At 62.9% G+C, this 24,245-nt stretch carries 23 protein-coding genes; 13 read left to right on the top strand and 10 right to left on the bottom strand.

The window, feature by feature from the left end; all coding sequences use genetic code 11:
* Positions 1-195: 195 nt before the first annotated feature.
* Complete coding sequence (locus BraRD5C2_RS13280; protein WP_223969296.1) at positions 196-825, top strand: 2-hydroxychromene-2-carboxylate isomerase; 630 nt, start codon at positions 196-198, stop codon at positions 823-825.
* A 39-nt stretch (positions 826-864) separates the two neighbouring features.
* On the opposite strand, the gene BraRD5C2_RS13275 is transcribed toward BraRD5C2_RS13280, so the two are convergent.
* The gene (locus BraRD5C2_RS13275; RefSeq protein WP_223968991.1) at positions 865-1,875 is read right to left on the bottom strand and encodes a glutathione S-transferase N-terminal domain-containing protein; all 1,011 of its coding nucleotides are present in this window, start codon (positions 1,873-1,875) and stop codon (positions 865-867) included.
* On the bottom strand, positions 1,872-3,386 hold the full coding sequence (locus BraRD5C2_RS13270; RefSeq protein ID WP_223968989.1) for a M81 family metallopeptidase: 1,515 nt from the start codon (positions 3,384-3,386) through the stop codon (positions 1,872-1,874). Before BraRD5C2_RS13270 ends, BraRD5C2_RS13275 begins: the two co-directional genes overlap by 4 nt.
* Positions 3,387-3,556: 170 nt before the next feature.
* Here BraRD5C2_RS13270 and BraRD5C2_RS13265 point away from each other — a divergent pair, with 170 nt between their 5' ends.
* The 7 genes from BraRD5C2_RS13265 to BraRD5C2_RS13235 all read left to right on the top strand — a co-directional run bounded on the left by BraRD5C2_RS13265 (position 3,557) and on the right by BraRD5C2_RS13235 (position 11,272).
* Positions 3,557-4,351 carry a class II aldolase/adducin family protein gene (locus BraRD5C2_RS13265; RefSeq protein WP_223968987.1) on the top strand — a complete coding sequence of 265 codons (795 nt, stop codon included), beginning with the start codon at positions 3,557-3,559 and terminating at the stop codon, positions 4,349-4,351.
* 112 nt (positions 4,352-4,463) lie between these two features.
* Positions 4,464-5,402, top strand: a complete 939-nt coding sequence (locus tag BraRD5C2_RS13260) for a GAF domain-containing protein (RefSeq protein WP_223968985.1) — start codon at positions 4,464-4,466, stop codon at positions 5,400-5,402.
* A 412-nt stretch (positions 5,403-5,814) separates the two neighbouring features.
* A complete protein-coding gene (locus BraRD5C2_RS13255) occupies positions 5,815-7,404 on the top strand; it encodes an ABC transporter substrate-binding protein (RefSeq protein ID WP_223968984.1) in 1,590 nt (529 codons plus the stop codon).
* A gap of 60 nt (positions 7,405-7,464) precedes the next feature.
* Positions 7,465-8,400 carry an ABC transporter permease gene (locus BraRD5C2_RS13250; protein WP_223968982.1) on the top strand — a complete coding sequence of 312 codons (936 nt, stop codon included), beginning with the start codon at positions 7,465-7,467 and terminating at the stop codon, positions 8,398-8,400.
* A 67-nt stretch (positions 8,401-8,467) separates the two neighbouring features.
* Positions 8,468-9,289 carry an ABC transporter permease gene (locus tag BraRD5C2_RS13245; RefSeq protein ID WP_223968980.1) on the top strand — a complete coding sequence of 274 codons (822 nt, stop codon included), beginning with the start codon at positions 8,468-8,470 and terminating at the stop codon, positions 9,287-9,289.
* Positions 9,286-10,266 carry an ABC transporter ATP-binding protein gene (locus tag BraRD5C2_RS13240; protein WP_223968978.1) on the top strand — a complete coding sequence of 327 codons (981 nt, stop codon included), beginning with the start codon at positions 9,286-9,288 and terminating at the stop codon, positions 10,264-10,266. The genes BraRD5C2_RS13245 and BraRD5C2_RS13240 overlap by 4 nt, the downstream gene beginning before the upstream one ends.
* Positions 10,259-11,272, top strand: coding sequence for an ABC transporter ATP-binding protein (locus tag BraRD5C2_RS13235; RefSeq protein WP_223968976.1), 1,014 nt, complete (start codon positions 10,259-10,261; stop codon positions 11,270-11,272). The genes BraRD5C2_RS13240 and BraRD5C2_RS13235 overlap by 8 nt, the downstream gene beginning before the upstream one ends.
* Here BraRD5C2_RS13235 and BraRD5C2_RS13230 read toward each other — a convergent pair.
* Positions 11,257-11,889 carry an invasion associated locus B family protein gene (locus BraRD5C2_RS13230; RefSeq protein WP_223968974.1) on the bottom strand — a complete coding sequence of 211 codons (633 nt, stop codon included), beginning with the start codon at positions 11,887-11,889 and terminating at the stop codon, positions 11,257-11,259. The genes BraRD5C2_RS13235 and BraRD5C2_RS13230 overlap by 16 nt on opposite strands.
* A gap of 97 nt (positions 11,890-11,986) precedes the next feature.
* Between BraRD5C2_RS13230 and BraRD5C2_RS39390 the strand changes: the two genes are divergently transcribed.
* From BraRD5C2_RS39390 to BraRD5C2_RS13220, 3 genes are all read left to right on the top strand, one after another.
* Positions 11,987-12,115, top strand: a complete 129-nt coding sequence (locus BraRD5C2_RS39390) for a hypothetical protein (protein WP_263009975.1) — start codon at positions 11,987-11,989, stop codon at positions 12,113-12,115.
* 252 nt (positions 12,116-12,367) lie between these two features.
* Positions 12,368-12,832 (top strand): GNAT family N-acetyltransferase, encoded by a 465-nt coding sequence (locus BraRD5C2_RS13225; protein ID WP_223968972.1) that lies wholly within the window; start codon positions 12,368-12,370, stop codon positions 12,830-12,832.
* 37 nt (positions 12,833-12,869) lie between these two features.
* Positions 12,870-13,904, top strand: coding sequence for an AI-2E family transporter (locus tag BraRD5C2_RS13220; protein WP_223968970.1), 1,035 nt, complete (start codon positions 12,870-12,872; stop codon positions 13,902-13,904).
* Here the strand turns inward: BraRD5C2_RS13220 and BraRD5C2_RS13215 are convergent.
* Together BraRD5C2_RS13215 and BraRD5C2_RS13210 are read right to left on the bottom strand one after the other, a co-directional pair.
* Positions 13,901-15,619: a metallophosphoesterase family protein gene (locus BraRD5C2_RS13215; protein WP_223968968.1), complete on the bottom strand. Its 1,719-nt coding sequence runs from the start codon at positions 15,617-15,619 to the stop codon at positions 13,901-13,903. The two genes, BraRD5C2_RS13220 and BraRD5C2_RS13215, sit on opposite strands and share 4 nt — an antisense overlap.
* 49 nt (positions 15,620-15,668) lie before the next feature.
* Positions 15,669-16,811, bottom strand: a complete 1,143-nt coding sequence (locus BraRD5C2_RS13210; RefSeq protein ID WP_223968967.1) for an epoxide hydrolase family protein — start codon at positions 16,809-16,811, stop codon at positions 15,669-15,671.
* Between the two features lie 306 nt (positions 16,812-17,117).
* Here BraRD5C2_RS13210 and BraRD5C2_RS13205 point away from each other — a divergent pair, with 306 nt between their 5' ends.
* Entirely contained in the window at positions 17,118-17,549 is a 432-nt protein-coding gene (locus BraRD5C2_RS13205; RefSeq protein ID WP_223968965.1) for a hypothetical protein, read from the top strand.
* 9 nt (positions 17,550-17,558) lie between these two features.
* On the opposite strand, the gene BraRD5C2_RS13200 is transcribed toward BraRD5C2_RS13205, so the two are convergent.
* The 5 genes from BraRD5C2_RS13200 to xoxF5 form a co-directional block, all read right to left on the bottom strand.
* Entirely contained in the window at positions 17,559-18,512 is a 954-nt protein-coding gene (locus tag BraRD5C2_RS13200; RefSeq protein WP_223968963.1) for a hypothetical protein, read from the bottom strand.
* Positions 18,513-18,666: 154 nt separating this feature from the next.
* Entirely contained in the window at positions 18,667-19,230 is a 564-nt protein-coding gene (gene gfa / locus BraRD5C2_RS13195; protein WP_223968961.1) for an S-(hydroxymethyl)glutathione synthase, read from the bottom strand.
* Between the two features lie 33 nt (positions 19,231-19,263).
* Entirely contained in the window at positions 19,264-20,373 is a 1,110-nt protein-coding gene (locus BraRD5C2_RS13190; protein ID WP_223968959.1) for an S-(hydroxymethyl)glutathione dehydrogenase/class III alcohol dehydrogenase, read from the bottom strand.
* A 50-nt stretch (positions 20,374-20,423) separates the two neighbouring features.
* On the bottom strand, positions 20,424-20,900 hold the full coding sequence (locus BraRD5C2_RS13185; protein WP_223969294.1) for a c-type cytochrome, methanol metabolism-related: 477 nt from the start codon (positions 20,898-20,900) through the stop codon (positions 20,424-20,426).
* A 123-nt stretch (positions 20,901-21,023) separates the two neighbouring features.
* Positions 21,024-22,829 (bottom strand): lanthanide-dependent methanol dehydrogenase XoxF5, encoded by a 1,806-nt coding sequence (gene xoxF5, locus BraRD5C2_RS13180; RefSeq protein WP_223968957.1) that lies wholly within the window; start codon positions 22,827-22,829, stop codon positions 21,024-21,026.
* A gap of 420 nt (positions 22,830-23,249) precedes the next feature.
* Between xoxF5 and BraRD5C2_RS13175 the strand changes: the two genes are divergently transcribed.
* Positions 23,250-24,224 carry a helix-turn-helix domain-containing protein gene (locus tag BraRD5C2_RS13175; protein ID WP_223968955.1) on the top strand — a complete coding sequence of 325 codons (975 nt, stop codon included), beginning with the start codon at positions 23,250-23,252 and terminating at the stop codon, positions 24,222-24,224.
* Positions 24,225-24,245: the final 21 nt, after the last annotated feature.

The raw sequence follows: 24,245 nt of genomic DNA, 5'->3' as shown, positions 1-24,245 counted from the left end.
AAGGCCAAGCGCTTTTAGGTCCCGAAACACCACTGGTCTACACCAGAGATCCTTCGCTAAAACGAAGTAGCAGGGCCCCGCGATGCTTGAATGCACCGGGGCCCATTCGTTTGCGCGCCGTCTCCCCTTCGTCGCACCACATTGCGTCATCGCGCGGGATCGGGAACAATTGTCCCGACAGGGTGAGGAACGATGATCGTAAAGCCGCGCGTACGCATCTACACCGACTACAAGTCTCCCTATGCCTATGTCGCCAACAAGCGGCTGTTCGAGCTCGAGGAGACCCTTGGCGTCGAGCTGGAGTGGCTTCCGTACACGCTTCGCATTCCCGAATTCATGGGCACGGTCGAGGCGCGCACGCCGCACTTCTGGCGCAAGGTGCGTTACTCCTACATGGATGCGCGACGGTTCGCCAACGCGCAGGGACTGACCATGAAAGGCCCGCGCCGGATCTATGACGCGTTCTATTCGAGCGCCGGGATGTTGTTCGCGCAGCGCCACGGGCTGTTCCGGCCCTATCATGACACGGTGTTCCGGAGGTTCTGGAACCACGAGCTGGAGATCGACGAATTGTCGGAGATCGCCGGCGTGATCGCAGCGATCGGCGGCTCCACCGAGGCATTCGAAACCTATGTTCGCGGCCCTGCTCGTGCGGAACACGACCGCATCATCGACGAAGCGGAAGCGCTCGGCGTGTTCGGCGTGCCCAGCATGGTGTTCAACGGCGAGCTGTTCTGGGGCGGCGATCGCATCGACATGCTGGTCGAGCGGATCAGGCATCCGGAATCGGTCGCCGCCGCACTCGGGAGCAGGCACCGGACCTGAGCTCACGCCGTATTGAACCTAGTTGCCGTCCGTGATCGATCAGCCACCATTCAGGACCGCCCAGCATCCCGTACGTTCGAGCACCGGCTTCAGCGCCGCGCGATCGCCGGCATCCAGCGCGGCAAATTTCTCGCGCAACTGCTGCAGGCACTTGACCTGGTATTTGAACGGCGCCAGCGCGTAAGGCAGTCCCCAGACAGTGATCTCAAGCCGCTCGAGGCCTTTCGCGAATGCATCGGCATTGGCGGTAAGGAACGGCAGATAGAGCTCGCCCGCAATCCGCAGCAGCGCTTCGGCAAACCCGCCGAGCGCCCGCTCGCGCGGATACCAGGTGCCCTCGACACCGGACGCATCATCGAGCCGCCGCACCCAGTGATCGGTGAACGGCGCGCGCTCGCGCATGATCCGCATCGGGGTCGGGTCGGTTGCCATCTCGCTGAGCTGGCCAAACCAGGCGAAATCCGCCAGCGATGGCCGGCTGCCAAACAGATAATTCGTCATGCCGACATGCGGCTCGAACGCCGCAAGCGTCCGGCGATAGCTCTCCTCCAGCAGCGGCCGGTTCTCCTCGGTGGCGCCGAGAATGACCATGCGCGAAATCTGCCGCTCCCGGAATTCCTCGATCTCCGCGCGGCTGCCGGCCGCGGCCTCCGACGTCGACCACTCCTCGCCGGCCCAGCACGAGACATAGGCCTGATCTTCCGGATCCCACCATCGATAGAGAAACAACGGCTTCACCGCCCATTCGTCGGCGAGATCCTCGAGGAGATCGCAGACGAAGGCTGTGGCCTTGTCCTCCGGGATCACCGACCGCCCCTGGTGACGCGCTTCCAGATCATAGGCCAACGTCGTGGTCTCGCCGCGGTAGCTGCCGTCGGGATATTGCAGCACCGGGATCAGCATCGGCTTCAGATGCGCGGTCGCCGCGCGCAGCGCCTTGGTCATGATCACCCAGTCGTGGGGGATCCGTCTGTAACGCAGCAGCGCCCGCAACTTGATCGCATAGGGCGACGCGGTCGATCCGATCAGGCGGTAGCGGCCCTCTGTCATGACGACGCCTCCGGGAACGCCGGATTGCCGTACGGGTAGAACCGTGTGAGGTCGACGTTCCTGTAAGGCAGCTTGTCCAGCCGCGTGGTGCCGAGGAACGCCTGGTCCGGCTCGACCAGCAGGATCGTCTTGGCAAAGCCGTTGTCGTCGAAGCCACGCCGGAAATGCACCCGCGACTTGATCGCCATCACATCGAAGCTGCCGATGTCCGGCACCAGCGCTTTCAGCGAGAACGGCTCCATGACCTGCACCAGATAGGTGGAGAGGATCAGCGCATTGTTGCGGCCGAAACGCACGCAGACCCAGAACTGCCCGTATCCGTCACCCGCTGCCGAAATCGTGCCCTGAATCCGGACCGGATCGCCCGCCGATTCGTCGGCGCGGCCGCCGATCTCCATGTCGAAGGCATCGCCGGCCTTGGCGCCGGCCGCCTTCAGGCTTGCCGTCGCCCTGGCATCGGCAATCGTGGCGATCACCGTGTTGGCGAGGTCCTGCGCGATGATCTCGCGCAGCAGCCAGATTGCCGATCCCGAACGGTCGCTGTGATCGGCCAGCACCACCGGCGTGTTGCCATCGGCAACGGCCTGCCTGGCCAACGCGACGCCCTCGGCAATGCTGTGTAGTTTCGTCGACTGCAGCAACGCCTCGCGCAGCCGCCAGATCGTACCGGCGAGATCGCGCGCGACCTGCTCCGCGAGCTTTGGATTGTCGTTGGTCAGGACCTGCACGGTCATGCCGATGTCGGGAACATCGGCGAACGGAAAGCCGAAGAAGATGTTGATGTAGACGTCGACCTCGCGGGCCTCCCACACCAGCGCGCGCTGCACGAGATCCATCCAGGGACGCGCGCCGGTCCATTGCAACACGGTGGGCGAGATCACGGGAACCTTGATGGTCTTATGCGCCGGCTTGTAGTCGCCGCGGATCGCCCGCACCAGCATGCGCGCCGCCCGTTCGCCTTGCAGATGCGCGTCATAGTGCGGGAAATATTTGACCGCGAACGCTATGTCGGCCTGTTCGAGGAACGCCTCGTCCTCATTGCCATGAGGATCGAAGGTGGCGGCGATGAAGGCGGAGCGGCCGACCACCTCGCGGACCTGCCGCGCCAGATCGGCCTCCGGCCGCGGCACGTCGCGCACGGCCATCGCACCATGCAGGCACAGATAGACCCCGTCGAACGGCCCCTCCTCCTTCAGCCCGGCAATCATCTTGCCGACGAAGGTGCGATAGGCTTCCTGGGTAATCCAGCCCGATCCGGTGTAGGTCTTCGGCCAGAGCGGGGATTCGATGCCGGCCAGCTCGACCTCGGAGAACTCGCGCGCGACCTGCACGAAGCCGCCCATGTAGTTCTTCGGATCGAACTGCAGCAGCGCCTCGCCCTTGGCCGGCGAGCCCGGATAGATGAAGTCGTCGAGCGTGGTCTCGTTCGGCAGGAACGAGACGGTTTCGTGGGAGAAATGCAGGACGGCAATACGAATCTTGCGTTCGCTCATCTTGTGCGCCTTGGCCATTTTTCCGCATCCTGACATCGAAGGCGCGGTGCGCCAATGCCGCATTCGGTTTTTGCCCGCCAGACCTGCAAATAAGCAGACGCGCCGCCGCTTGCTGCCGTGCCGATTCTGCTATGGTCCACACCAACAATCGGGCCTCGGCCCCGCAGATGTCTCAAGGAGAGAACGCCATGAATCCACCCGTCAGCTCACCCGCGATCAAGGTCGTGAAATCCGTTCGCGACCAGGTGAGCGCCGAGGAGTGGCAAGCTCGCGTCGATCTCGCCGCCTGCTATCGCCTCACGGCGATGTACGGCATGACCGAGATGATCGCGAACCACATCTCCTGCCGCGTGCCCGGCACCACCGACCAGTTCCTGATCAATGCCTACGGCATGCTGTATGAGGAGATCGATGCCTCCAGCCTGATCAAGGTCGACGTCGAGGGCAATACGCTGCTCAACGCCACCGACTATGACGTCAACGTCGCGGGCTTCGTCATTCACAGCGCCATCCACATGGCCAAGCACGACATGGACTGCGTCGCGCACACCCACACCCCCGCCGGCATGGCGGTGTCCGCGATGGAATGCGGCCTGCTGCCGCTGGCGCAGACCTCGATGCGCTTCCTGCAGATCGCCTATCACGACTTCGAGGGCATCGCCGACAATGTCGACGAGCGCGAACGGCTGGTCCGCGACCTCGGCGACAACGAGGCGATGATCCTGCGCAACCATGGCCTCCTGGTTGTCGGCCGCACCGTGCCTGCCGCCTTCAACGTGCTGTTCCGCCTCGAGCGCGCCTGCCAGACCCAGGTGATGGCGCTGTCCTGCAACACCAAGCTGATCTATCCGCCGCAAAACATCCTCGAAGACACCTATGAGCGGATGCTGCCCAAGCCCGGCCGCGCCGCGCGCAACGGCGAACTGGCCTGGCCGGCGCTGCTGCGCAAGCTCGATCGCGCCGATCCGTCCTATCGAGACTGAGGCGAAATCGCGCCTTCGCATCAACTTTGGGCGTCGCTTGCCCGCTATTTGAGCGCACATTTTACTGTGACATCGCCGATGCTAGACGTCGGCGAGACGGCAGGTGCGTGCGATGAAGACCTTCATTCGCGTTGTTGAACTATGGGTGCCCGATCCAACGCGGACGCGGCTCGAATTCGGCGGCAGCCTGCACAGCTCCGAGTTCGCGGAGTTCAACGCGGTCAGCGAGAACGCGCTGTTCGCCTATGACGAGGGCCTTCCCGGCAAGGCCTGGGCGAGCGGCCACCCGGTCATCCTGACCGAATTCGCCAACTCCTATTTCAAGCGAACCGACGAGGCGCGCGAGGCCGGCCTGACCTGCGCCGTCGCGCTTCCGGTGTTCGCCGGCGAATTCCTGATGGCGGTGATGGTGCTGCTCTGCGGTGACGACAGGAAGCATGTCGGTGCGATCGAACTCTGGCACAACGATCCGGATCGATCCCACGAGATGGCGCTGGTCGACGGCTACTACGGCACCGCCGACATGTTCGAATTCAACTCGCGTCACACCAAATTCCCGCGCGGCTTCGGCTTGCCCGGCCGGACCTGGAAGGCCGGCATGCCGCTGATTATCAAGGATCTGCACAATTCCAAGGGATTTCTGCGCTGGGAGGACGCATCCGAGATCGGCATCAATTGCGGCGTCGGCATCCCCTACACGACCGGCGACCAGACCTGGGTGGTGACATTCCTGTCGGCCCAGGCGACGCCGATCGCACGCCGGTTCGAGATCTGGGTGCCGAACGAACAGCGGTCGGCGCTGGTGTTTCACTCCGGCGATTGCAGCGAGCAGTCCGATCTCGCCACGCTCTATGCGGCAAAGACAATCGGCCGCGGCGAAGGCTCTATCGGCGGCGCGTGGGCCACCGGCATGCCCGCACTCACCGAGCATCTGAAGCAGGATGAATCGATCGCGGCTACCCTGGCGCGCAGCTCCGGCATGAACCAGGTGGTCGCACTGCCGGTGAGCGAGAACGCCCGGCTCAAGGCGGTGCTGGCCTGGTATTTGTGACGGTCGTATTTGCAATTGCCGGCTCCCCGACATTCGTCGTCCCGGCGAGAATGCGTGCGAGGCCGCCCTGCGACTGTCATGCGGTTCGGAACCCTGGCTCCGCGATTTCCGGACGAAAGCCGAAATCCGTTCAATCGCAACTGCTTATGTGCTCGCGCAAGTTGCAGCCAAGGTTCGGCGCCTGCCCGGTGAGAGCCCTCCTCCCGCCTATTCTGTCTGACCGTGGCTTTAGGTCAGCCCGTCGGAGCAGGCGCTCACCACGCACAATGCTTCCATGGTCCTGCTCCACGCATCGCGGCGACACAAATTATTTGGTGCCGGTCGCCATCGACACCACGTGAGGACCTTGCGCTGGACGTGCTGCCGATGATCAACTCGCAGTTCGGAATGTTCCTGCGCCGTTGGGGGAAGCATGAAGTTCAAGATGATTGCGATCGCGGTTGGCCTCGGGCTCGCACTCGCCGCCTCGGCGGAGGCCCAGACACCGCGCAAGGGCGGGACCATTCGCATGACGGCGCCCTACGGCTCCAGCTTCACCAGCATGGACATCCACACGACACCGCGCGCCCAGGACGAGATCTACGCCAAGGCCCTGCACCGCTCGCTCTATATCTGGGACTCGACCGAGGGCAAGCCGGTGCCGGAGCTTGCCAAGGAGGTTGTCGTCTCGGGCGGGGGCCTCATTCATACCTTCAAGCTGCGCGACGACGCCTATTTCCACAACGGCCGCAAGATGACGGCCGACGACATCATCTGGTCCTACAATCGCATCATGGACGGCACCAAGGCCTATCCCGGCGCGCGCTTTGTCCGCATGATCGAGGGCGCGGCCGAGGTCGAGAAGGGCCAGGCCAAGGAAATCTCCGGCCTGAAGAAGATCGACGACTTCACCCTCGAAATGAAGCTGACCGAGAAAGTCGATCCCGCCTTCTATTTCTTCACCGCGCTGACCTCGATCTATCCGGCCGATGAGGGCGGGAAGGAAAGCTTCCTCCAGAAGCCGATCGGTCTTGGTCCATTCAAATTCGTCGAGCACGTGCCGGGATCGCGCATCGTGCTAGAACGCTGGGACCGTTTCTACAAACCCGGCAAGCCGTATGCCGACAAGATCGTGGTATCGCTGATGGGCGAAGCCGCGGCACGCGATGTCGCCTTCCGCAACAAGGAGATCGACACCTCGGTGCTTGGGCCCGCACAGTATGTCGCCTATCAGGCCGACCCCAACCTCAAGGGCACCATCGTCGAGGTCGCCGAGGTCTTCACCCGCTACATGGGGATGAATCCCGCGTTCAAGCCGTTCTCCGACAAGCGGGTTCGGCAGGCCGTCAACTACGCGATCGATGCCGATCTGATCATCAACAAGCTGGTCAAGGGCAAGGCCTATCGCGCCACGAGCTGGCTGCCCTTGACCTCGCCGGCATACGACAAGGCCATGAAGCCCTACTCTTACGATCCAGCGAAGGCGAAGCAATTGCTGGCGGACGCGGGCTATCCTAACGGCTTTGAATTCGAATGGACCACCAGCCAGAACGAAAGCTGGGGCCTGCCGATCGTCGAAGCCGCGATCCCGATGCTGGACAAGGTGGGCATCAAGGTGAAGGTCAAGCAGGTCGAGACCGCGGTCCTGGCGGAGGTCATCCGCAAGGGCGACTTCCAGGCCTTCATCTATTCCCAGGCGACCGGCCCGGATCCGCAGGCGGCGCTCAAATGCTTCCATTCGGCGACGCCGCAATCGGCCTGCAACTACACGACGTTCAAGAACGCGGACTTCGACAAGATGATCGATGCAGCCGGACAGACCGACGACCCCGCAAAGCGCGTCCAGCTGCTGCAGAAGGCCAATGCGCTGCTCCAGGAGGAAGCGCCGATCTGGTTCTTCAACTACAACAAGGCTGTCATGGCGGTGCAGCCCTGGCTCAAGGGGATCCAGCTGGACGCAACGGAACTGACCCATCAAAACGTCGAAGACCTCTGGGTCGACGACACCTCGCCGGCGAAGTGACAGCTGCCATCGCTCTCCCTCCATCATGCGAAATGATGGAGGGGATGAGGAAAACGTCCAATGCTCTCCTTCGCGATCCGTCGAGTCCTGCAAACCATTCCGACCGTGCTGGCCGTCGTGCTGCTGATCTTTGTGCTGTTCAGCATCGTACCGGGCAGCATCGCCTCGAGCATGGGCGATGACGGCCGGGGTCCGACAGACCCGCAGGTCGTGGAACGCATGAAAAAGCAGCTCGGCCTCGACGATCCCGTCTACATGCGCTTCGGCTCCTATATCGGCAAGCTCATGACGGGTGATTTCGGGACCTCGTTCCGGACCCGCGAGCCGGTCACGACCATGGTTGCCAAACGGATGTTGCCAACGCTGCAGCTGATCTTCGCAGCGCTCGCGTTCGCGATTGCGGTCGGCGTACCCCTCGGTTTCATCGCCGCACTGAAGCCAGGCAGCATCGTCGACACGCTCTCGATGGTCCTGGCGGTGTCCGGCCTCTCGATGGCCAAATTCTGGCTCGGGCTGCTGTTGATGTATCTGTTTGCATTGAAGCTCGGCTGGCTGCCGAGCTTTGGCTATGGCGATGGCAGTCTCAAATATCTGCTCCTGCCTGCCGTGACCCTCGGTGTCTCGCCGATGGCGCTGCTGGCGCGGACGACGCGGGCAGCGATGCTCGAGATCATGACCGCGGATTTTGTCCGGACGGCGCGCTCGAAGGGCATGAGCGAGACCCGGGTCGTGACGTGGCACGTGATGCGCAATGCCCTCGTCATAATTCTCACGGCGATCGGCCTGCAATTCGGCGTCGTGATGGGCCAAGCCGTCGTCGTCGAGAAACTGTTTTCCTGGCCGGGCATCGGCTCGCTGCTGGTCGACAGCGTCCTGCAGCGCGACATTCCAGCCGTCCAGGGCACCATTCTCGTGGTGGTGCTGTTCTTCCTCACCGTCAATACACTGGTTGATCTGCTCTACGGCGTGATCGATCCCAGGATCAGATACGCATGAACGGCCGCCAGTCTCACCACGCCGGCGCACGCTCGACCGTGCAAACTGTTACGGCGGAGCGGTCGCGATGAAGCTTGGAACCAGCGCCATCATCGGCGGGTTGCTGTTCGCGCTTGCGATCTTCGTCGGCCTGTTCGCGCCCTGGCTCGCACATACAGATCCGGTGATGGGCGCCAACCTCATGAATGCGGAAGAACCGCCGAGCTGGATCTGGTGGTTCGGTACCGATGCGCAGGGTCGCGATATCTATTCCCGTGTCGTGCACGGCGCGCGCATCTCGCTGACGGTCGGCATCGTCTCGCAACTCGTCAATAGTGTGATCGGCGTGACGCTGGGCCTGACCGCGGGCTATTGGGGCGGCTGGTGGGACGATGTCGTCAACGGGCTGACCAATCTGATGCTCGCCATCCCCTCGCTGATCTTTGCACTGGCCATCATGGCGGTGCTTGGGCCCGGCCTGACGAGCTTGCTGATCGCGCTTGGATTGACCAATTGGTCCTTCACCTGCCGGATCGCACGCGCCTCGACGCTGTCGCTCAAGAGCCAGGGCTATGTGCAGGCTGCGCGCGTGCTCGGCTATGGAGATTTGCGCATCATGATCACGCAGCTGCTCCCGAACATGGTCGGCCCCATCATTGTCATCGGCACGCTCGGCATGGGCGGTGCGGTACTGGCAGAGGCCTCGCTTTCGTTCCTCGGCCTCGGCATCCGTCCACCCTATCCGAGCTGGGGCAGCATGCTGTCGGAGGCGCGCGACCAGATCACCACGGCGCCGTGGCTGTCGGTGTTCCCGGGCCTCGCCATCTTCCTGACGGTGCTCGGCCTCAACCTGCTTGGCGATGGCTTGCGTGACGTGCTCGATCCGCAATCGCGGAGCCGGCGCGCATGACGGCTCCTCCGCTGATCGAAGTTGAGGATCTGCGCATCGATCTCGACGACGGCGCCAAGCATGTTGCGGCGGTCGAGGGCGTTTCATTCCGCATCGATCGCGGCGAGACATTCGGCCTTGTCGGCGAGTCCGGCTGCGGCAAAAGCATTACGGCTCTCGCCTTGATCGGCCTGCTGCGCCGGCCGCTCTCGGTCGCCGCCGGCACTATCCGTTTCGAAGGCCGCGAGATTCAGGGGCTTTCCGCGGCCGAGCAGCGGGCGCTGCGTGGCAACCGCATCGCCATGATCTTTCAGGAGCCGATGACGGCGCTCAATCCGGTCTCGCCGGTCGGCCGGCAGATCGCAGAGATGTTCGTGCTGCACAAGGGCAAGAGCTGGCGCGAGGCAAACCGGCTGGCGGTTGAGGCGCTGGCGAACGTGCGCGTCCCGGCACCGGAGCGGCGGGTGAAGGACTACCCGCACCAGCTTTCGGGCGGCATGCGCCAACGCGTGATGATCGCCATCGCGTTGGCATGCGATCCGGATCTTCTGATCGCCGACGAGCCGACCACCGCGCTCGACGTGACGGTGCAGGCGGAGATCATCGAGCTGATGCGCAATCTGTGCGCCGAGCGAGGCACGGCGATCCTGATGATCAGCCACGATCTGGGCCTGGTCGCCAACGTCTGCCGCCGCGTCGGCGTCATGTATGCCGGCCGCATTGTCGAGGAACGCGGCTCGGACGACATCTTCCGCGCCTGCGCGCATCCCTACACGCAAGGCCTCGTCGACTCGCTGCCGCGACTTGGCAGTCGCGCAGCACTCGGCCGGTCGCGGCTCCGCGAGATCGCCGGCGTCGTCCCCGCGATCGCTGACTTTCCAGGCGGTTGCCGCTTCAATCCGCGTTGCGCGCAGGCGACCGAGATCTGCCGGACCACCGCGCCGGAGACGACATGGCTCGGTGCAGGCGGCCTCGTCAGGTGCCACCACCATGCATGAACCCGCGGCGAGGCCCGGCGACGATGTCATCCTCAGCGTGGAGGATCTCGCTGTTCATTTTCCGCTTGGCGGCGGCTTGCTGGGCGGCGGCCAGCGGCTGCTGCGCGCGGTCGACGGTATCGATCTCGAACTGAAGCGCGGTGAGTGCCTCGGCCTCGTCGGCGAATCCGGCTGCGGCAAGTCGACCGTCGCACTTTCGCTGCTTGGGCTGCTGACGCCGACACGCGGCAGGATCGTGCTCGACGGGCACGTCGTGACCGGCCAGCGATCGGTCGATCGAAAGCTGCTGGCCCGCACCGCCCAGATGGTGTTTCAGGATCCCTACGCTTCGCTCAATCCACGCCAGACCGTTCGCCGCACGCTCGAAGACCCGCTGCGCCTGCATGGCGTGACGGCCAAGAGCGAAATCGACGGACGCGTCGCGGCGATGCTCAAACATGTCGGCCTGCGGCCCGAGCAGGCCGGCCGCTACCCGCATGAATTCTCGGGCGGTCAGCGCCAGCGCATCGGCATCGCCCGTGCGCTGATCCTCAATCCCAAGATCGTCATCTGCGACGAGCCGGTCTCGGCGCTCGATGTCTCGATCCGTGCCCAGATCATCAATCTGCTGCTGGAGTTGAAGGAGACTCTCGGCCTCTCCTACATCATGATCAGCCACGACCTCGGCGTGGTCGAGCACATGAGCGACAGGGTCGCGGTGATGTATCTCGGCCGCATTGTCGAGACGGGCGGTTGGCGCGAGATATTCGAACGGCCGGCGCACCCGTATACGCAAACCCTGATCGCCGCCATTCCCGATCTACTACGCCGCGCACCGCTCGCGACGACAAGGGGCGAGCTTCCCAATCCGCTCAATCCGCCGGACGGATGTGCATTCAGTCCACGCTGCCGCTACGCCGAAGCGGTGTGCCAGCGCGAGCCCGGGCCTTCGCTTCAAACGCGCGCCGACGGGCACGCGGTCCGGTGCTGGCGCGCTGACGAGATTGCCGGTCAGCCTCCAAGCTGAATGGTGCGTTCCAGCGCAGCGGCGAAGCCGTTGAGCGGGACATTGAAAACGACAGCCTGCCCGTTGTTGATGTTCTGCACGGCAACGGTGAGCGTCTTGGCCTTGCTGATGGTGTCGGTCACGACAGCGGGAAAGGACACGGGAAGCAAACAGCCTTGCGCCGTGCAGGTGGAGAATCGGGTCTGCTCCAGATCCTTCCCGTCGAGCTTGAGGACGGCCCCGGCGTCGAACTTCAGCCCGAACGGCATCAAGATGTTGCCTTCGGCCTTTCCGTCCCTCGGAATCAGTTCGATGGCGAAGATCTGCTGATTGGTCTCCTTGGAGGTCTGTGTCTGACCCAGGGTGCAGAGCTTAGCACCGCCATCGAGCAGGCATTTGACGATCCAGTCTCCGTAGGTCTCGCTGACCGCGGAAGCGCCCTTGGGAAGCTGGACGGCGCGCACCACGCCCTCCATCGCGGACGTCTGGCTCCTTGTGTCGATCGGAATAGAGACCGTGCCCCCGCTGACATCCGATTTATCAGAGGTTCGAGCGGCCTGCGCCGAACCGATGCCGGCCATGACGATGAGAGCTGCGATCGCCCGAAGACGTCTGTCTGTTGCGCTGACTCTCACCATGCCTTCGCTCCGCCTCTTTACGTCTCGAAACCGACTTGCCATTTCGTGGGCATAATTCCCACGTATGTGAGATACGTGTACTTGGGGAGCCGCCGACATGCAAGAGACTATCGCCGCCGCCGTGATTGTTGCGATTATTGCATTCTGCGGCGGGTATTTCTGGGCCGTTGCGCGCGAAGCCAGGATCTCGAACAAGACCTCGAACAAGCAACAGCGGAAATGGTAGAGCCGACAGCGGTATCCCCGCCAGCCACCGCACAACTCCGTCATTTCGGGGCTCGCGATGCGAGAAACCCGGCATCCATTCATCCACAAGGCCCGCGGCGCGATGGATTTCCGGGCTCGTGCTTCGCACGCCCCGGAATGACGAGGCCGACCCGTGTCATGGGTGGATTAACCACGCGCTACGGAGCTAACGCGCCTCTACCCTTCCTCCTGTGATTTGCCCGAGGGCCGCGTTTTCAACTAAGGTCGCGGGATGGACATGCTCGTCAAGCTCTATGCCCTGCCCGATTCCCGGCCCGCCTATGATCGGTTGCTCAAGGCCGGAATTGTCATGCGCCGTGCGCTCGCGCCCGAAAAGCACAAGGTGGTGGCCTGGGTGCGGGAAACGTTCAGCGAGGCGTGGGCCAGCGAAACCGAGGTCGCGTTCAGCCGCCAACCCGTCTCCTGCTTCATCGCGATCCAGCAAAAGAAGATCGTGGGATTCGCCTGCCACGACGCGGCCTGCCGCAACTTCTTCGGCCCGACCGGCGTCGCACCGAAGGCGCAGCAGGGCGGCATCGGCAAAGCACTGCTGTTCGCCTGTCTCGAGGACATGAAACACCAGGGCTTCGGCTACGCCATCATCGGCGGCGTCGGGCCGGCAGAATTCTATTCGAAGGCCGTCGGCGCGGTGGCCATCGAAGGCTCTGCGCCGGGGATTTATCGGGGATTGCTGTAGCTGCCCCGCAAGGTCACGGAGGTCGGATAACCCAAGGATGGCTAGCGGGTTGAAGATCACGACCGGCATCATCGCCGCGGTGCTGGTCACTGCGGCGGTAGCTCAGGCGCGCAGTGTGCTCGCTCCGCTCGCGGCCGCCCTGTTCATCATTGCGATCGTCTGGCCCATTCAGGAACGGCTTCAGTTGTGGCTGCCGAAACTCCTCGCGCTCGCCATCACGGTCGTTGTGACGACCGCGACCTGCGCCGCGTTTGCCTCACTGGCGGCGTGGGGATTCGGCCGCGTCGGGCGCTACCTGATTGCGGATGCGGCGCGGTATCAGGCCTTCTACGACGCCGCGGTGATCTGGCTGGATGGCCATGGCGTCTCCTTCGCCGGCCTTTGGGCGGAGCATTTCAATGTCGGCTGGCTGCTGCGCACCACGCAATTCGTCACGGGCCGCATCAACACCACGTTGAGCTTCTGGCTCATCGCGCTGGTCTATGTTGTGCTCGGGCTTCTCGAGGTCGAAGACGCGGGTCGACGAATCCGGCGGCTGGAGAACCGCACGGCTGCGCGCGTGCTGCTCAAGGGCAGCGAGGCGACGGCCGCCAAGTTCCGGAAATATATGCTGGTGCGGACGCAGATGAGCGCGGTCACGGGTCTCTTGGTCGGCCTGTTCGCTGCCGTGACCGGACTGCCTTTCGCATTCGAATGGGGCGTGATCGCATTTGTCCTTAACTATATTCCTTTCATCGGCCCTTTCATCGCGACCCTGTTCCCCACCCTGCTGGCCATGACGCAGTTCGAGAGTTGGCCCGCGGTGTTTGGTGTCTTCGCCTGCCTCAACGTCATCCAGTTCGTGGTCGGCAGCTACATCGAACCGCGGGTCGCCGGCTCGACGTTGTCGATCTCGCCGTTCCTGGTGCTGTTTGCGATCTTCTTCTGGAGCTCGCTTTGGGGCCTGTTCGGGACTTTCATCGGCGTGCCGATCACGCTCGCTATTCTGACCTTCTGCGCCGAGAGCCCATCGGCCGCTTGGATCGCCGATCTGTTCGGCGGATCGCATGAAGATAAGCCGGGAACATCCTAGCTTTTGGCAATTTGCACCCGCTCGGGCTCCGCGAGGCAGAGATTCCCGTCCGGTCCGACCGTCATTCTGTGGATGTAAAAATAGGTGACTGCATCGTCGGCGCCCATCACCGGCGACGGGGCCGAGACGATCTTCGACGCACCACATGTACCGATCCAATCGATATGACGGTGACCGTGCATCACGACCGAACGATCGGAAAACTTTTGCACCCTGCGCACAAACCAGCTGCCGTTGATCAAGGCCGTCCCGATGCGCTCGGCGAAGGTCTTCACCGGCATGGGATATTCCATCAAGTGATGATGTAGCGCGATGGTCCAGTACGCCGTCGGAAAATGACGGATCGCAGCCTCCAATCGCCGCGTTTGCGCTTCCGAAACCAATCCGAGCGCGTTGGTGAAGGAGAAGTGAGTGTCGGCATTGGAGTTGAGAATGGCGATCCCTAGGCCGCCGTCCTGGTCCGGCGGCAGGATCATTGGAAACTGATCATCGAACAAGCCGCGGAGCGCAGCTGCGCGGCGCACGCCGCCGTGCTGCGCAAATTGCGTTATCCGATCATGATACGGCGCCAGCGCCTGGTTCAGCGTCACCGATGGTTTTCCGGAACCGTCGATGACGCGGACGCGATCGCCCTGGACAGCCGCGATCGCCGACAGGGTACGCATCTGCCGTAGCCGCTTGCTTGGGCTGAACGGCAGGTCGAGGCGCGCGGGATTGGCGCGGTCCACGACGTTAACGTCATGATTTCCCGGAAGCATGACGACGCGTGCGGCAAGTTCGGGATGACCTGCCAATGCATCAAGAAATTCAGCCCATTCGCCGGGCCGGCCGGCATCCGTCATGTCGCCGCTGATCAGCACGTGGTCGAGCGGATCAACAGCGTGAATTTCCGCAAGCCTCGCCAGCACGCGATTGAAGCGTTCGTTTCCCTGCGGACCAGCCGTCCCGCTTTCGATGCGGAAGCCGTATCGCTCGCCGACCACGTGGAGATCGGACAGATGTGCAAGGCGCCAGAAGCGGCCTCCGGGTGGCGTCGCGTCGAACGCGGCAAGATCAGCCGGTTGGTCCATGCTGGCGTCGGCCACGCTCCAGGCCAGTGATGCGACCGCAAGATAGCAGGACACCAGCACCACAGCGTTAGCGAACGTCGGCATCACAAGACGATGGATCAGAACCAGATCGTTGATGGTCGCAGTCCATTGCGAAGCAGGCCAAGCCAGGGCCGCGACCAATGCCGCACCTGCAGCGAGCAGTATGCCAGCACCGACAGAGCAGCCACGGCGCAGCCTCATGCGAGAGGCAGGAGTTGCGCCGGTGCGCCAGAGCAGCTCCGCCAGATGGCCCAGCGCCTCGCGCGCGAACGCGTAGCTCGGTTGGACCGCGAGCGCGTTGAGCGACCAAAAGCTGGTTTCCACGATTTGAACCAGCGGTCGCCCGCCGAGCCATCCTAACGCCGCGATCGCAACCAGCGCCAGCACGGCGCCCACTTCGGACAGTCCAAGAACATGTTGCGAAAGGCTCGAAATCCAGGCGGACGCGACCAGCGGCGCAAGGCCGAGCAGCACGCCCGGAAGCAGGATCGAAATTGTCCAGGCAAATAGCAGTTTCGCCGGGCTTATCTCGACGAGAAGGCTGCCCACGATCGCGAACAACGACCGCTGCTCGGGGCTGGCGGCATTGTCCTCAAAGTCGCCGTCGCGGGGGTCCAGCAGCACGCCGACGTCCCTCCGTTGGGTTTCGCTTGGCTCTACCTATTCTACACGGCTAGCGCAGCTTCCCGAAAAACTCGCGCACTTCGCCAACGAACAGCTCGGGCTGCTCGAACGCCGAGAAATGTCCACCCTCCGGCATCTCGCGCCAGTGCTGGATATTGGTGAAATTCGTCTCCATCCATTTGCGGACCGGCGTAACGATCTCCTTGGGAAATACCGCAACGCCGGTCGGCACGCTCACCTTGTGCGGGGTTCGCTTGCCGGGCCCAAAACTTTCCCAATAGAGCCGCGCCGACGATGCGGCCGTCTCGGTCACCCAGTACAGCATGACGTTGTCGAGCAGTTCGTCACGGCTGAGGATGTTTTCCGGATGCCCGTCGCAGTCGGTCCAGGCCCAGAACTTCTCCAGGATCCAGGCCGCCTGCCCGCTCGGCGAATCCGTCAGGGCGTAACCAAGCGTCTGCGGCCGGGTGGATTGCTGCTTGGAATAGCCAGAATCCCAGTCGGCATAGTATTTGATGCCGTTGAGTGCCCGCGTTTCCTCCGGCGTCGGCTGCCCTTCGACATTGGGCCGGGTCGACATTGCAAGCGTGATATGAATACCGGCGCAATGCGCCGCATCCTGCCCGCCGATCGCGGTGGTGACCGCGGAACCCCAGTCGCCGCCTTGCGCGAAATACCTAGTGTAGCCTAGCCGCTGCATCAGGACGGCCCAGGTCGTGGCGATGCGATCGACGCCCCAGCCCGTTGCGGCCGGCTTGGCCGAGAAGCCGAAGCCCGGCAAGGACGGACACACCACATGGAAGGCATCGGCCGCGCTGCCGCCGTATGCCGTCGGATCGGTCAGCGGTTCGATCACCTTGTGGAATTCGACCACCGACCCCGGCCAGCCATGGGTGATGATCAATGGCCGCGCCTCGGGATGCCTCGAGCGGGCATGGATGAAGTGGATGTCGAGCCCGTCGATTTCGGTCGTGAACTGGCTGAAGCGATTGAGCTGGGCCTCGCGCTGCCGCCAATCATAGGTCTCGGCCCAATACTGGCAGACCTCCTTGATCCATTTCAGCGGCGCGCCCTGGCTCCAGTCGTCGACCAGCTCGGCCTCCGGCCAACGGGTCCGACGCAGCCGGCTGCGGAGATCCTCAAGGACACCGTCGCTGACGGCGATGCGGAACGGGCTGATGGCGGTATTCATGGCGTCTCCCCGGGATGCAGAGCTTTCCGAGAAGATAGGCGCGCGCGGGTCGCCAATCAAACCCGCGCCGTGCCATTCGCGAGCCATCGATTGCAGCGATACCGGGCCTGCGTGCCAGACATCGGCAAGAGCACGGCTGCGGCTACCCTGTCGGTCTGCACAAACCCTGCACGACAAACCGCGAATTCTGCACGACAAAATCCATCATCGGCGCTGCCACGTTGTTAAGACAGGAGCTGCGATCGATCGAACCGACATGAATCGCGAACGATCGAAGCACTCATGTCGCAACGCAGGGAGCTTGATGTGGCACTCTACCTGACGAGCATCATGAGCGCCGAGGACGTGCTGTTGAAGCTGGGCGTGCCGCTTGTCGTCATGTTCATGTCGGGATGGATCATCATCAGGGCTTGGGTGAACAGGCCCGGCGTCGATTCGTCAGGGGTCTCGCCGGCAGCGTCGTCGGCCCTGTTTGCCCCTGTTCTCCTCGGCATATACTTTTTCCTGCTGCAATCCTTCACGCAGGAAGGCCTTGCCGCTCACGCGGAGCTTGTCATTTTATACGGCGCGATTTTCGCACCGACATTTCTTCTGCTGCTTCCATTCGGAATCACCTCCCTCGTGAGGGTGCGTCGACGCAGCGCACCGCTCGGCAATGGCCTGTTATGCAGCGCATTCGCGGTCTGGCCGATCCTGCAGGTGGTGTGGATGTGTCTGCTGTTTGGAGAGTGGGAATAGCGTGCGGACCTACCTGCCGATCGCCGTCTCCAGCAGCGCCTGGGCCTGCTTGGTGGCTTCGGCGAATGCCGGCTGCTCCGGAGCGTGCTGAACGAAGCAGCGCTTGAATGCGTCTTCGCCCTGGCGGCGCAGGTCGCCGAGCTTGTCATAGGCCTTCCGGGTGATCTGCTTGCGCTCGAGCGTCTCGGCCGCCTCGGTGGCCTTCTTGTTATAGTCGGTCCGGATCGCCGTACAGGCCGGCACCTTCACGGCGGGCTCGATCTCGCCGTAAGCGATGTAGAACTTGCCGTTGGCGAGCGCGGCGACAAATACCTCGTCGGCGGCCTCGGGGGTTGTGTCCTGCGTGCGGCCAGCCAGGAAACCGTAAGTCAGGGTGGCCGACGCCGGCTTGGTGACCGGCAGCTCGTTGAAGTTGATCACCGCAGCGTCGGTCGAAATCGCCTGCGTGTAGAGGCCCTCGAACTTCAGGGCCGGTTCGATCTGCTGCGGCACGTTCTTGCTGCCCTTGTCCCACCACGTCTTGTGCTCGTGCAGCCAGCGCGTGAACAGGACTTCGGAGGTGACGATGATATGGGCTTTCGGCTCGACGAAGCTGCCGTCAGCCCGCTTTTCGCCGATCTTGCCGCCGTCCCTGCCCTTGTCCGCATCGAAGCGCAGGCCGTCCAGCATGCCGAATCCCATATCGCCCTTATAGAGAGTGTCGAGATTGAGCTGGGCGGGCGCAAAGCCCGGCCGGGCGGGTTGGGACAGGATCGCCGTCAGCTGCCCCTTCAACTCGTCGCGCGCGGCCACCTCTGCCTTGTCGACGGCCTCGTCGATCTTGCCGTCCTTCTCCTGCTTGGCGAATTTTGCGACCGCGGCGTCGCGCGCGGCGATGTAGCGGTCCTCCGGCGACGCAGCGCGGGCCGGCGAAAGGACCAGGATCGGGGATACGACGAGGGCAACGCGGAAAATAAAATGCATGCCCTGTGGTCGCCCGCAGGGCATGCAAGGTTCAAGGTCACGGGTACTACCAGCATATCCGTCGCCGGCAGGCCCTCTGCCGACGCAGGATCTCGTCAAGGCCGCCCGGTCGCGCCGCCCTTGTCAGGCCGCCTTGGTCAGACTGCCTTGTTGGTCAGGCTGCTTTGGATTTCGCCACGTGGGTGGCGATCGCGTCCATCAGCGGCGGCGACAGGCAGTCATAGGGCTCGAGCCCAAGCTCCTTCAGCCGCGACCTGATCCCCGCCATATCGGCCGGCTTGACGCCGGACTCGATCACCGACGACACGAAGGCGGCAAATCCCGGAGCCGCTGAGCCGGACTCCTGGAACAGCTCGGGGTGGATGAAGTCGAGGCCATAGAACGGATGGCCCTTGTTCTCGATCCGGCCGTACATATGCGTGCCGCATCCGGTGCAGGCATGGCGCTGAATCACGGCAGCCGCATCCACGATCTTCAGCTTGTCGCCGTTCTCCAGCACGGTGACGTTCTCGCGCGGCACCACCGCAACCACCGAGAATGTGGCGCCCGAAGGCTTCCAGCATTTGGTGCAGCCGCAGGCGTGGTTGTGGGCGACGTCGCCCTTGACCCCGACCTTGACCTTCTTGTCCGCGCATTTGCAGACAAGCGTGCCGCCGGCAAAGCTGCCGGTGCCTTGCTTGACGCCGTTGTCGATTGACGGGTGGATATGAACAGTCATTGACCTATCCTCCTAGTGCTTGCTGTTTTGATTTTAGAACACGACGACCGAACGGATCGATTTGCCCTCGTGCATCAGATCGAAGCCCTTGTTGATCTCGTCGAGCCTCAGAACGTGGGTGATCATCGGATCGATCTGGATCTTTCCATTCATGTACCAGTCGACGATCTTCGGCACGTCAGTGCGGCCGCGCGCACCGCCGAACGCGGTGCCCTTCCAGACGCGTCCGGTGACGAGCTGGAACGGCCGGGTTGCGATCTCCTTGCCGGATTCCGCGACGCCGATCACGACCGACACACCCCAGCCGCGGTGGCAGGCTTCCAGCGCCTGACGCATCACGTTGGTATTGCCGGTGCAGTCGAAGGTGTAGTCGGCGCCGCCGTCGGTCAGGCCCACCAGGTGCTGGACGATATCGCCGCTCACCTTGGTCGGGTTGACGAAATGCGTCATGCCGAACTGGCGGCCCCAATTGTCCTTGGAATCGTTGATATCGACGCCGATGATCTTGTCGGCGCCGACCATCCTGGCGCCCTGGATCACGTTGAGGCCGATGCCGCCGAGGCCGAACACCACGACGTTGGAGCCCGGCGTCACCTTGGCGGTGTTGACGACGGCACCGACGCCGGTGGTGACGCCGCAGCCGATGTAGCAGCTCTTGTCGAACGGCGCGTCCTCGCGAATCTTCGCCACCGCGATCTCGGGCAGCACGGTGAAGTTCGAGAAGGTCGAGCAGCCCATATAGTGGAAGACCGTCTTGCCCTTGTAGCTGAAACGCGAGGTGCCGTCGGGCATCACGCCCTTGCCTTGTGTCGCGCGGATCGCGGTGCAGAGATTGGTCTTCTGGCTCAGGCAGCTTTTGCACTGGCGGCATTCGGGCGTGTAGAGCGGGATCACGTGATCGCCAGGCTTCACCGACGTCACGCCGGCGCCGACCTCGCGAACGATGCCGGCACCTTCGTGCCCGAGGACCGAGGGGAAGATGCCTTCGCTGTCGAAGCCGTCGAGCGTATAGGCATCGGTGTGACAGATGCCCGTCGCCTTGATCTCGACAAGGACCTCGCCGGCCTTGGGGCCTTCCAGGTCGAGCTCGACGATCTCAAGCGGCTTCTTGGCTTCGAATGCGACTGCGGCGCGGGTCTTCATCTTGGTCTCCACAAAACATCAAACAGGTTTGTCATTCGCGCCGGTCACGCTCAATTCTTGTTGCCCATGCAGGCGTCTTCGGCCTTTCCATAGGCTTCCGACTTGTCTTCGTGCTTGGCCGGCCGAACACGCCCAACCGCATCATTGGCGCGGGCGCGCAGGTACACATAGAGGTCGTCCATGTAGCAGGCAACGTTCGGATTATCGCCGAATGCCGGCATGACGTTTTCCTGCGCCGTCGACACGTTCTTGCGCCCGCTCGCGACCACGCCCATGAAGTCGGCATAGCTCATGGTCTTCAGCGAATCCTTCAACGCCGGCGCGTAAGTCGAGCCCATGCCGTCGGGTCCGTGGCAGACATGGCACTCCGAATGATAGCGGCGGTAGCCGGAGTAGGTGTACCAGTCCACCGTACCGTCGGACGTCACCTTGAATGTCGGGTTGCCATCCTTGTCGAGCCACTTGCCGTCCTCGGACTTGACGGCGGTCGGATCACCCACGTCCTCAGCGGAGGCAACTCCTCCCATTGCCACGACGAAGATCGCGGCAGTCACAAACCAGATCTTACGCAAAAGCATATCCTCGCGTGCAGATTGAAGACGGACCGGCGCATGGAGATCACCCCATGCGCCGGAACGAGCTTGCTCAGCTCACTGCTGCGGCAGCGAGAACACGGTGAGCGTTCCGCCGAGCGCGGTGTAGTTGCTCAGCGCGGCATAACCGCCGACTGCACCGAGACCGGCCGTCGGATCAGTCAGACCGGCCGCGAGGCCGATGCCTGCCCAACCGCCAACACCCGACAGCACGGCGATGTACTGCTTGCCGCCGTTCTCATAGGTGGTGACGTTGCCGATGATGCCAGACGGAGTCTTGAACTTGTAGAGCTCCTTGCCCGTCTTGGCGTCGACTGCCTTCAGGTAGCCTTCCAGCGTGCCGTAGAACACCACGCCGCCGGCGGTCGCGAGTGCACCCGACCAGACCGAGAACTGCTCCTTGTTCGACCACACGATCTTGCCGGTCTTGCCGTCCCAGGCGATGAAGTTACCCATGTTGGTCTCACCGGGAGGCGGATACATCGACAGCGTCGCGCCGACATAGGGCTGACCTGCGGTGTAGCTCACCTTGAACGGCTCGTAGTCCATGCAGACGTGGTTGGTCGGCACGTAGAACAGCTGCGTGTCCGGCGAGTAGGCCGCCGGCTGCTCGTCCTTCGAGCCCAGCGCCGCCGGGCAGATGCCCTTGACGTTGTGGTCTTCGCCGGCCTTGTCGGTCGACGCTGTGTCAAGAACCTTCGGACGACCATAGGTCGGCGAGTCCTTCTTCATGTCGACGCCGGAGGTCCAGTTCACCTTCGGATCATACTTCTCGGCGACCAGCAGTTCGCCGGTGACGCGATCGAGCGTGTAGCCGAGGCCGTTACGATCGAAGTGCGTCAGCAGCTTGCGTGCCTTGCCGTCGATCGACTGATCCGAGAGGATCATCTCGTTGACGCCGTCATAGTCCCATTCGTCATGGGGCGTCATCTGATAGACCCACTTGGCAACGCCGGTATCCGGGTTACGCGCCCAGATCGTCATCGACCATTTGTTGTCGCCGGGACGCTGCTTCGGATTCCAGGTCGAGGGGTTGCCCGATCCGTAGTAGACGAGGTTGAGTTCGGGATCGTAGGAGATCCAGCCCCAGGTCGCGCCGCCGCCGATCTTCCACTGATCGCCTTGCCACGTCTTCAGGCTCGAGTCCTTGCCGACCGGCTTGCCGAGCTCGGTGGTCTTGTCGTCGACCAGGATCTGGTCATCCGGACCTTCCGAGAATCCGCGCCAGACCAGCTTGCCGGTCTTGAGGTCGTAGGCCGTCATGTGGGCCTGAACGCCGAACTCGCCGCCGGAGATGCCGACCAGGACCTTGTCCTTGACGACCATCGGCGCCGACGTACCGGTCGATCCCTTGCTCGGATCGCCGTTCTTGACGCTCCACTCCACCTTGCCGGTCTTCGCATCGAGTGCGACCAGTGTGGTGTCGGCCTGATGCAGGATGATCTTGCCGTCACCATAGGCGACGCCGCGATTAACCGTGTCGCAGCACATCACCGGAATGACGTTCGGATCCTGCTTGGGCTCGTACTTCCAGACGATCTGGTTGTCCTTGGAAAGGTCAATAGCGTAGACCTTGTTCGGGAACGGCGTATGCACGTACATCATGTTGCCGATGATCAGCGGGCCGCCTTCGTGACCGCGCAGCACGCCGGTCGAAAACGTCCACGCTACCTGCAACTTTCCGACGTTCTGGGCGTTGATCTGATTCAGCTTTGAATAGCGCTGATTGGTGTAGTCGCCGGTCGGCATCACCCAGTCTTTCGGGTTCTGCGCCATCTTGTGGAGTTCGTCATTGGCGTTGGCAGCTCCGGCGGCGAACACCGCCATTGCCCCAAGGCTGGTCGCGTAAAGCAACTTGCGCATCGTGGATTTCCTCCCAGGTTCAAGAGCTCAAGGGTTTCCGCCGAAACGGCCCCACTTCTTCCATTTTGGTACCCCAGTGGTAGTCCGATCGAATCCCGCTGACTTGCCCAGCAGCGAAGCGCCGTTTGCTCAGAAGCGAAGCATTGTCAGATTTTTGCCGTTGGGCCGCGAATTGGCGGTAAGGGCTGCTTCATGTTGCAGGGCATCAAACGTCTTCAGTGCTGTTCCAGTGTCGGATAGAACCGGCCCAAGGTTGCGCTTGACGCGCCCAGAACTAAGTCGGAGGATCGCCCGGCTTTGATCGGGAAGAAATCCCGCCGCCTCCTAAACTGTTCAGAATCAGGGAGAAGGCGCATCATCCCGGACCAGAAGTAGGCGCGATGGGCAGTCACGTTGGGGATCGAATCGGTGGCTGGAAAGATGACCGACACAGTCCATTCACTCAGCACGAACGGATTGACGCCCAAGCGGCAGATCCAGCGCTGGTCGGATGCGCTCACTGACCTCTGCGGTCAGTTCGACGTCGATGCGCTGGAAGGATCCTCGCTCGAGGGCCGGATCAATTTCACGACCGTATCGCGATTGAAGCTGTGCCAGATCGAAGCAAGCCAGCACCGCATCGCCCATACCGTTTCGCGCATCAGGCTGAGCGAGCACCCCTACATCAAGATCGTCTTCCAGACCCACGGCGTCTCGCATTTCGAGCAGGACGGTCTGCACTTCGACATCATGCCGGGCGACTGCTTCGCCTACGACGTGTCGTGTCCGCATACGATCATCAGCCCGTCCCTGACGCGCCACGAGGTTGTCATCGTTCCGAAGGACCTGCTCAAGGAGCGCGGCTTCCAGCTCTCCAAGATGGCGCCATGCAAGCTCTCGGCACGCAACGGCACCGGCCGCATCGCCTATGATTTCGTGCATGCCGCGTTCGGCGAGGCGCCGACGCTGACCCCGGTCAACGCCGTCGGCGTAGCCGATGCGCTGATCGACCTACTGCTGCTGCCGCTGCGCGAGACCGGTGCGATGTTCGACCGCGGGAGCGCCGAGGCGACCTATGTGCGGGCCCAAGGCTTCATCCGCGAGCATCTGCGCGATCCCGATCTCTGCATCGACCGCATTTCTGCGGCGCTCGGCTGCTCGAAGCGCTATCTGCACATGCTGTTCAGCGATCGCGGCATGACGGTCAGCGACTACATCTGGAAGGCCCGGCTGCAGAATTGCCGGCAGGAGCTGGAATCGCAGAACGGCAAGACCATCACGGACGTCGCGTTCTCCTGGGGCTTCTCCAGCTCGTCGCATTTCAGCCGCGTATTCCGGAAGTATTTTGGCATCGCACCCTCCTCCGTGCACAAGGGTCTGCACGGCGGCATGCCGGTCGATGTGGTGCTGGAATAGCGCTTCCGCCTGGCGTGCAGG

Origin of the sequence: Bradyrhizobium sp. RD5-C2 (genome assembly GCF_019972155.1) — a bacterium.
In the GTDB taxonomy this organism is placed as follows: domain Bacteria; phylum Pseudomonadota; class Alphaproteobacteria; order Rhizobiales; family Xanthobacteraceae; genus Bradyrhizobium.
Note: the sequence above shows the minus strand (reverse complement) of the source record. Positions and strands in the feature narration are given on the sequence as shown.

Coding starts and splice junctions, on each gene's coding strand:
- BraRD5C2_RS13275 (WP_223968991.1), bottom strand. CDS start 1,875: ATGACAGAGGGCCGCTACCGCCTGATCGGATCGACCGCGTCGCCCTAT.
- BraRD5C2_RS13270 (WP_223968989.1), bottom strand. CDS start 3,386: ATGGCCAAGGCGCACAAGATGAGCGAACGCAAGATTCGTATTGCCGTC.
- BraRD5C2_RS13265 (WP_223968987.1), top strand. CDS start 3,557: ATGAATCCACCCGTCAGCTCACCCGCGATCAAGGTCGTGAAATCCGTT.
- BraRD5C2_RS13260 (WP_223968985.1), top strand. CDS start 4,464: ATGAAGACCTTCATTCGCGTTGTTGAACTATGGGTGCCCGATCCAACG.
- BraRD5C2_RS13255 (WP_223968984.1), top strand. CDS start 5,815: ATGAAGTTCAAGATGATTGCGATCGCGGTTGGCCTCGGGCTCGCACTC.
- BraRD5C2_RS13250 (WP_223968982.1), top strand. CDS start 7,465: ATGCTCTCCTTCGCGATCCGTCGAGTCCTGCAAACCATTCCGACCGTG.
- BraRD5C2_RS13245 (WP_223968980.1), top strand. CDS start 8,468: ATGAAGCTTGGAACCAGCGCCATCATCGGCGGGTTGCTGTTCGCGCTT.
- BraRD5C2_RS13240 (WP_223968978.1), top strand. CDS start 9,286: ATGACGGCTCCTCCGCTGATCGAAGTTGAGGATCTGCGCATCGATCTC.
- BraRD5C2_RS13235 (WP_223968976.1), top strand. CDS start 10,259: ATGCATGAACCCGCGGCGAGGCCCGGCGACGATGTCATCCTCAGCGTG.
- BraRD5C2_RS13230 (WP_223968974.1), bottom strand. CDS start 11,889: ATGGTGAGAGTCAGCGCAACAGACAGACGTCTTCGGGCGATCGCAGCT.
- BraRD5C2_RS39390 (WP_263009975.1), top strand. CDS start 11,987: ATGCAAGAGACTATCGCCGCCGCCGTGATTGTTGCGATTATTGCATTC.
- BraRD5C2_RS13225 (WP_223968972.1), top strand. CDS start 12,368: ATGGACATGCTCGTCAAGCTCTATGCCCTGCCCGATTCCCGGCCCGCC.
- BraRD5C2_RS13220 (WP_223968970.1), top strand. CDS start 12,870: ATGGCTAGCGGGTTGAAGATCACGACCGGCATCATCGCCGCGGTGCTG.
- BraRD5C2_RS13210 (WP_223968967.1), bottom strand. CDS start 16,811: ATGAATACCGCCATCAGCCCGTTCCGCATCGCCGTCAGCGACGGTGTC.
- BraRD5C2_RS13200 (WP_223968963.1), bottom strand. CDS start 18,512: ATGCATTTTATTTTCCGCGTTGCCCTCGTCGTATCCCCGATCCTGGTC.
- gfa (WP_223968961.1), bottom strand. CDS start 19,230: ATGACTGTTCATATCCACCCGTCAATCGACAACGGCGTCAAGCAAGGC.
- BraRD5C2_RS13190 (WP_223968959.1), bottom strand. CDS start 20,373: ATGAAGACCCGCGCCGCAGTCGCATTCGAAGCCAAGAAGCCGCTTGAG.
- BraRD5C2_RS13185 (WP_223969294.1), bottom strand. CDS start 20,900: ATGGGAGGAGTTGCCTCCGCTGAGGACGTGGGTGATCCGACCGCCGTC.
- xoxF5 (WP_223968957.1), bottom strand. CDS start 22,829: ATGCGCAAGTTGCTTTACGCGACCAGCCTTGGGGCAATGGCGGTGTTC.
- BraRD5C2_RS13175 (WP_223968955.1), top strand. CDS start 23,250: ATGACCGACACAGTCCATTCACTCAGCACGAACGGATTGACGCCCAAG.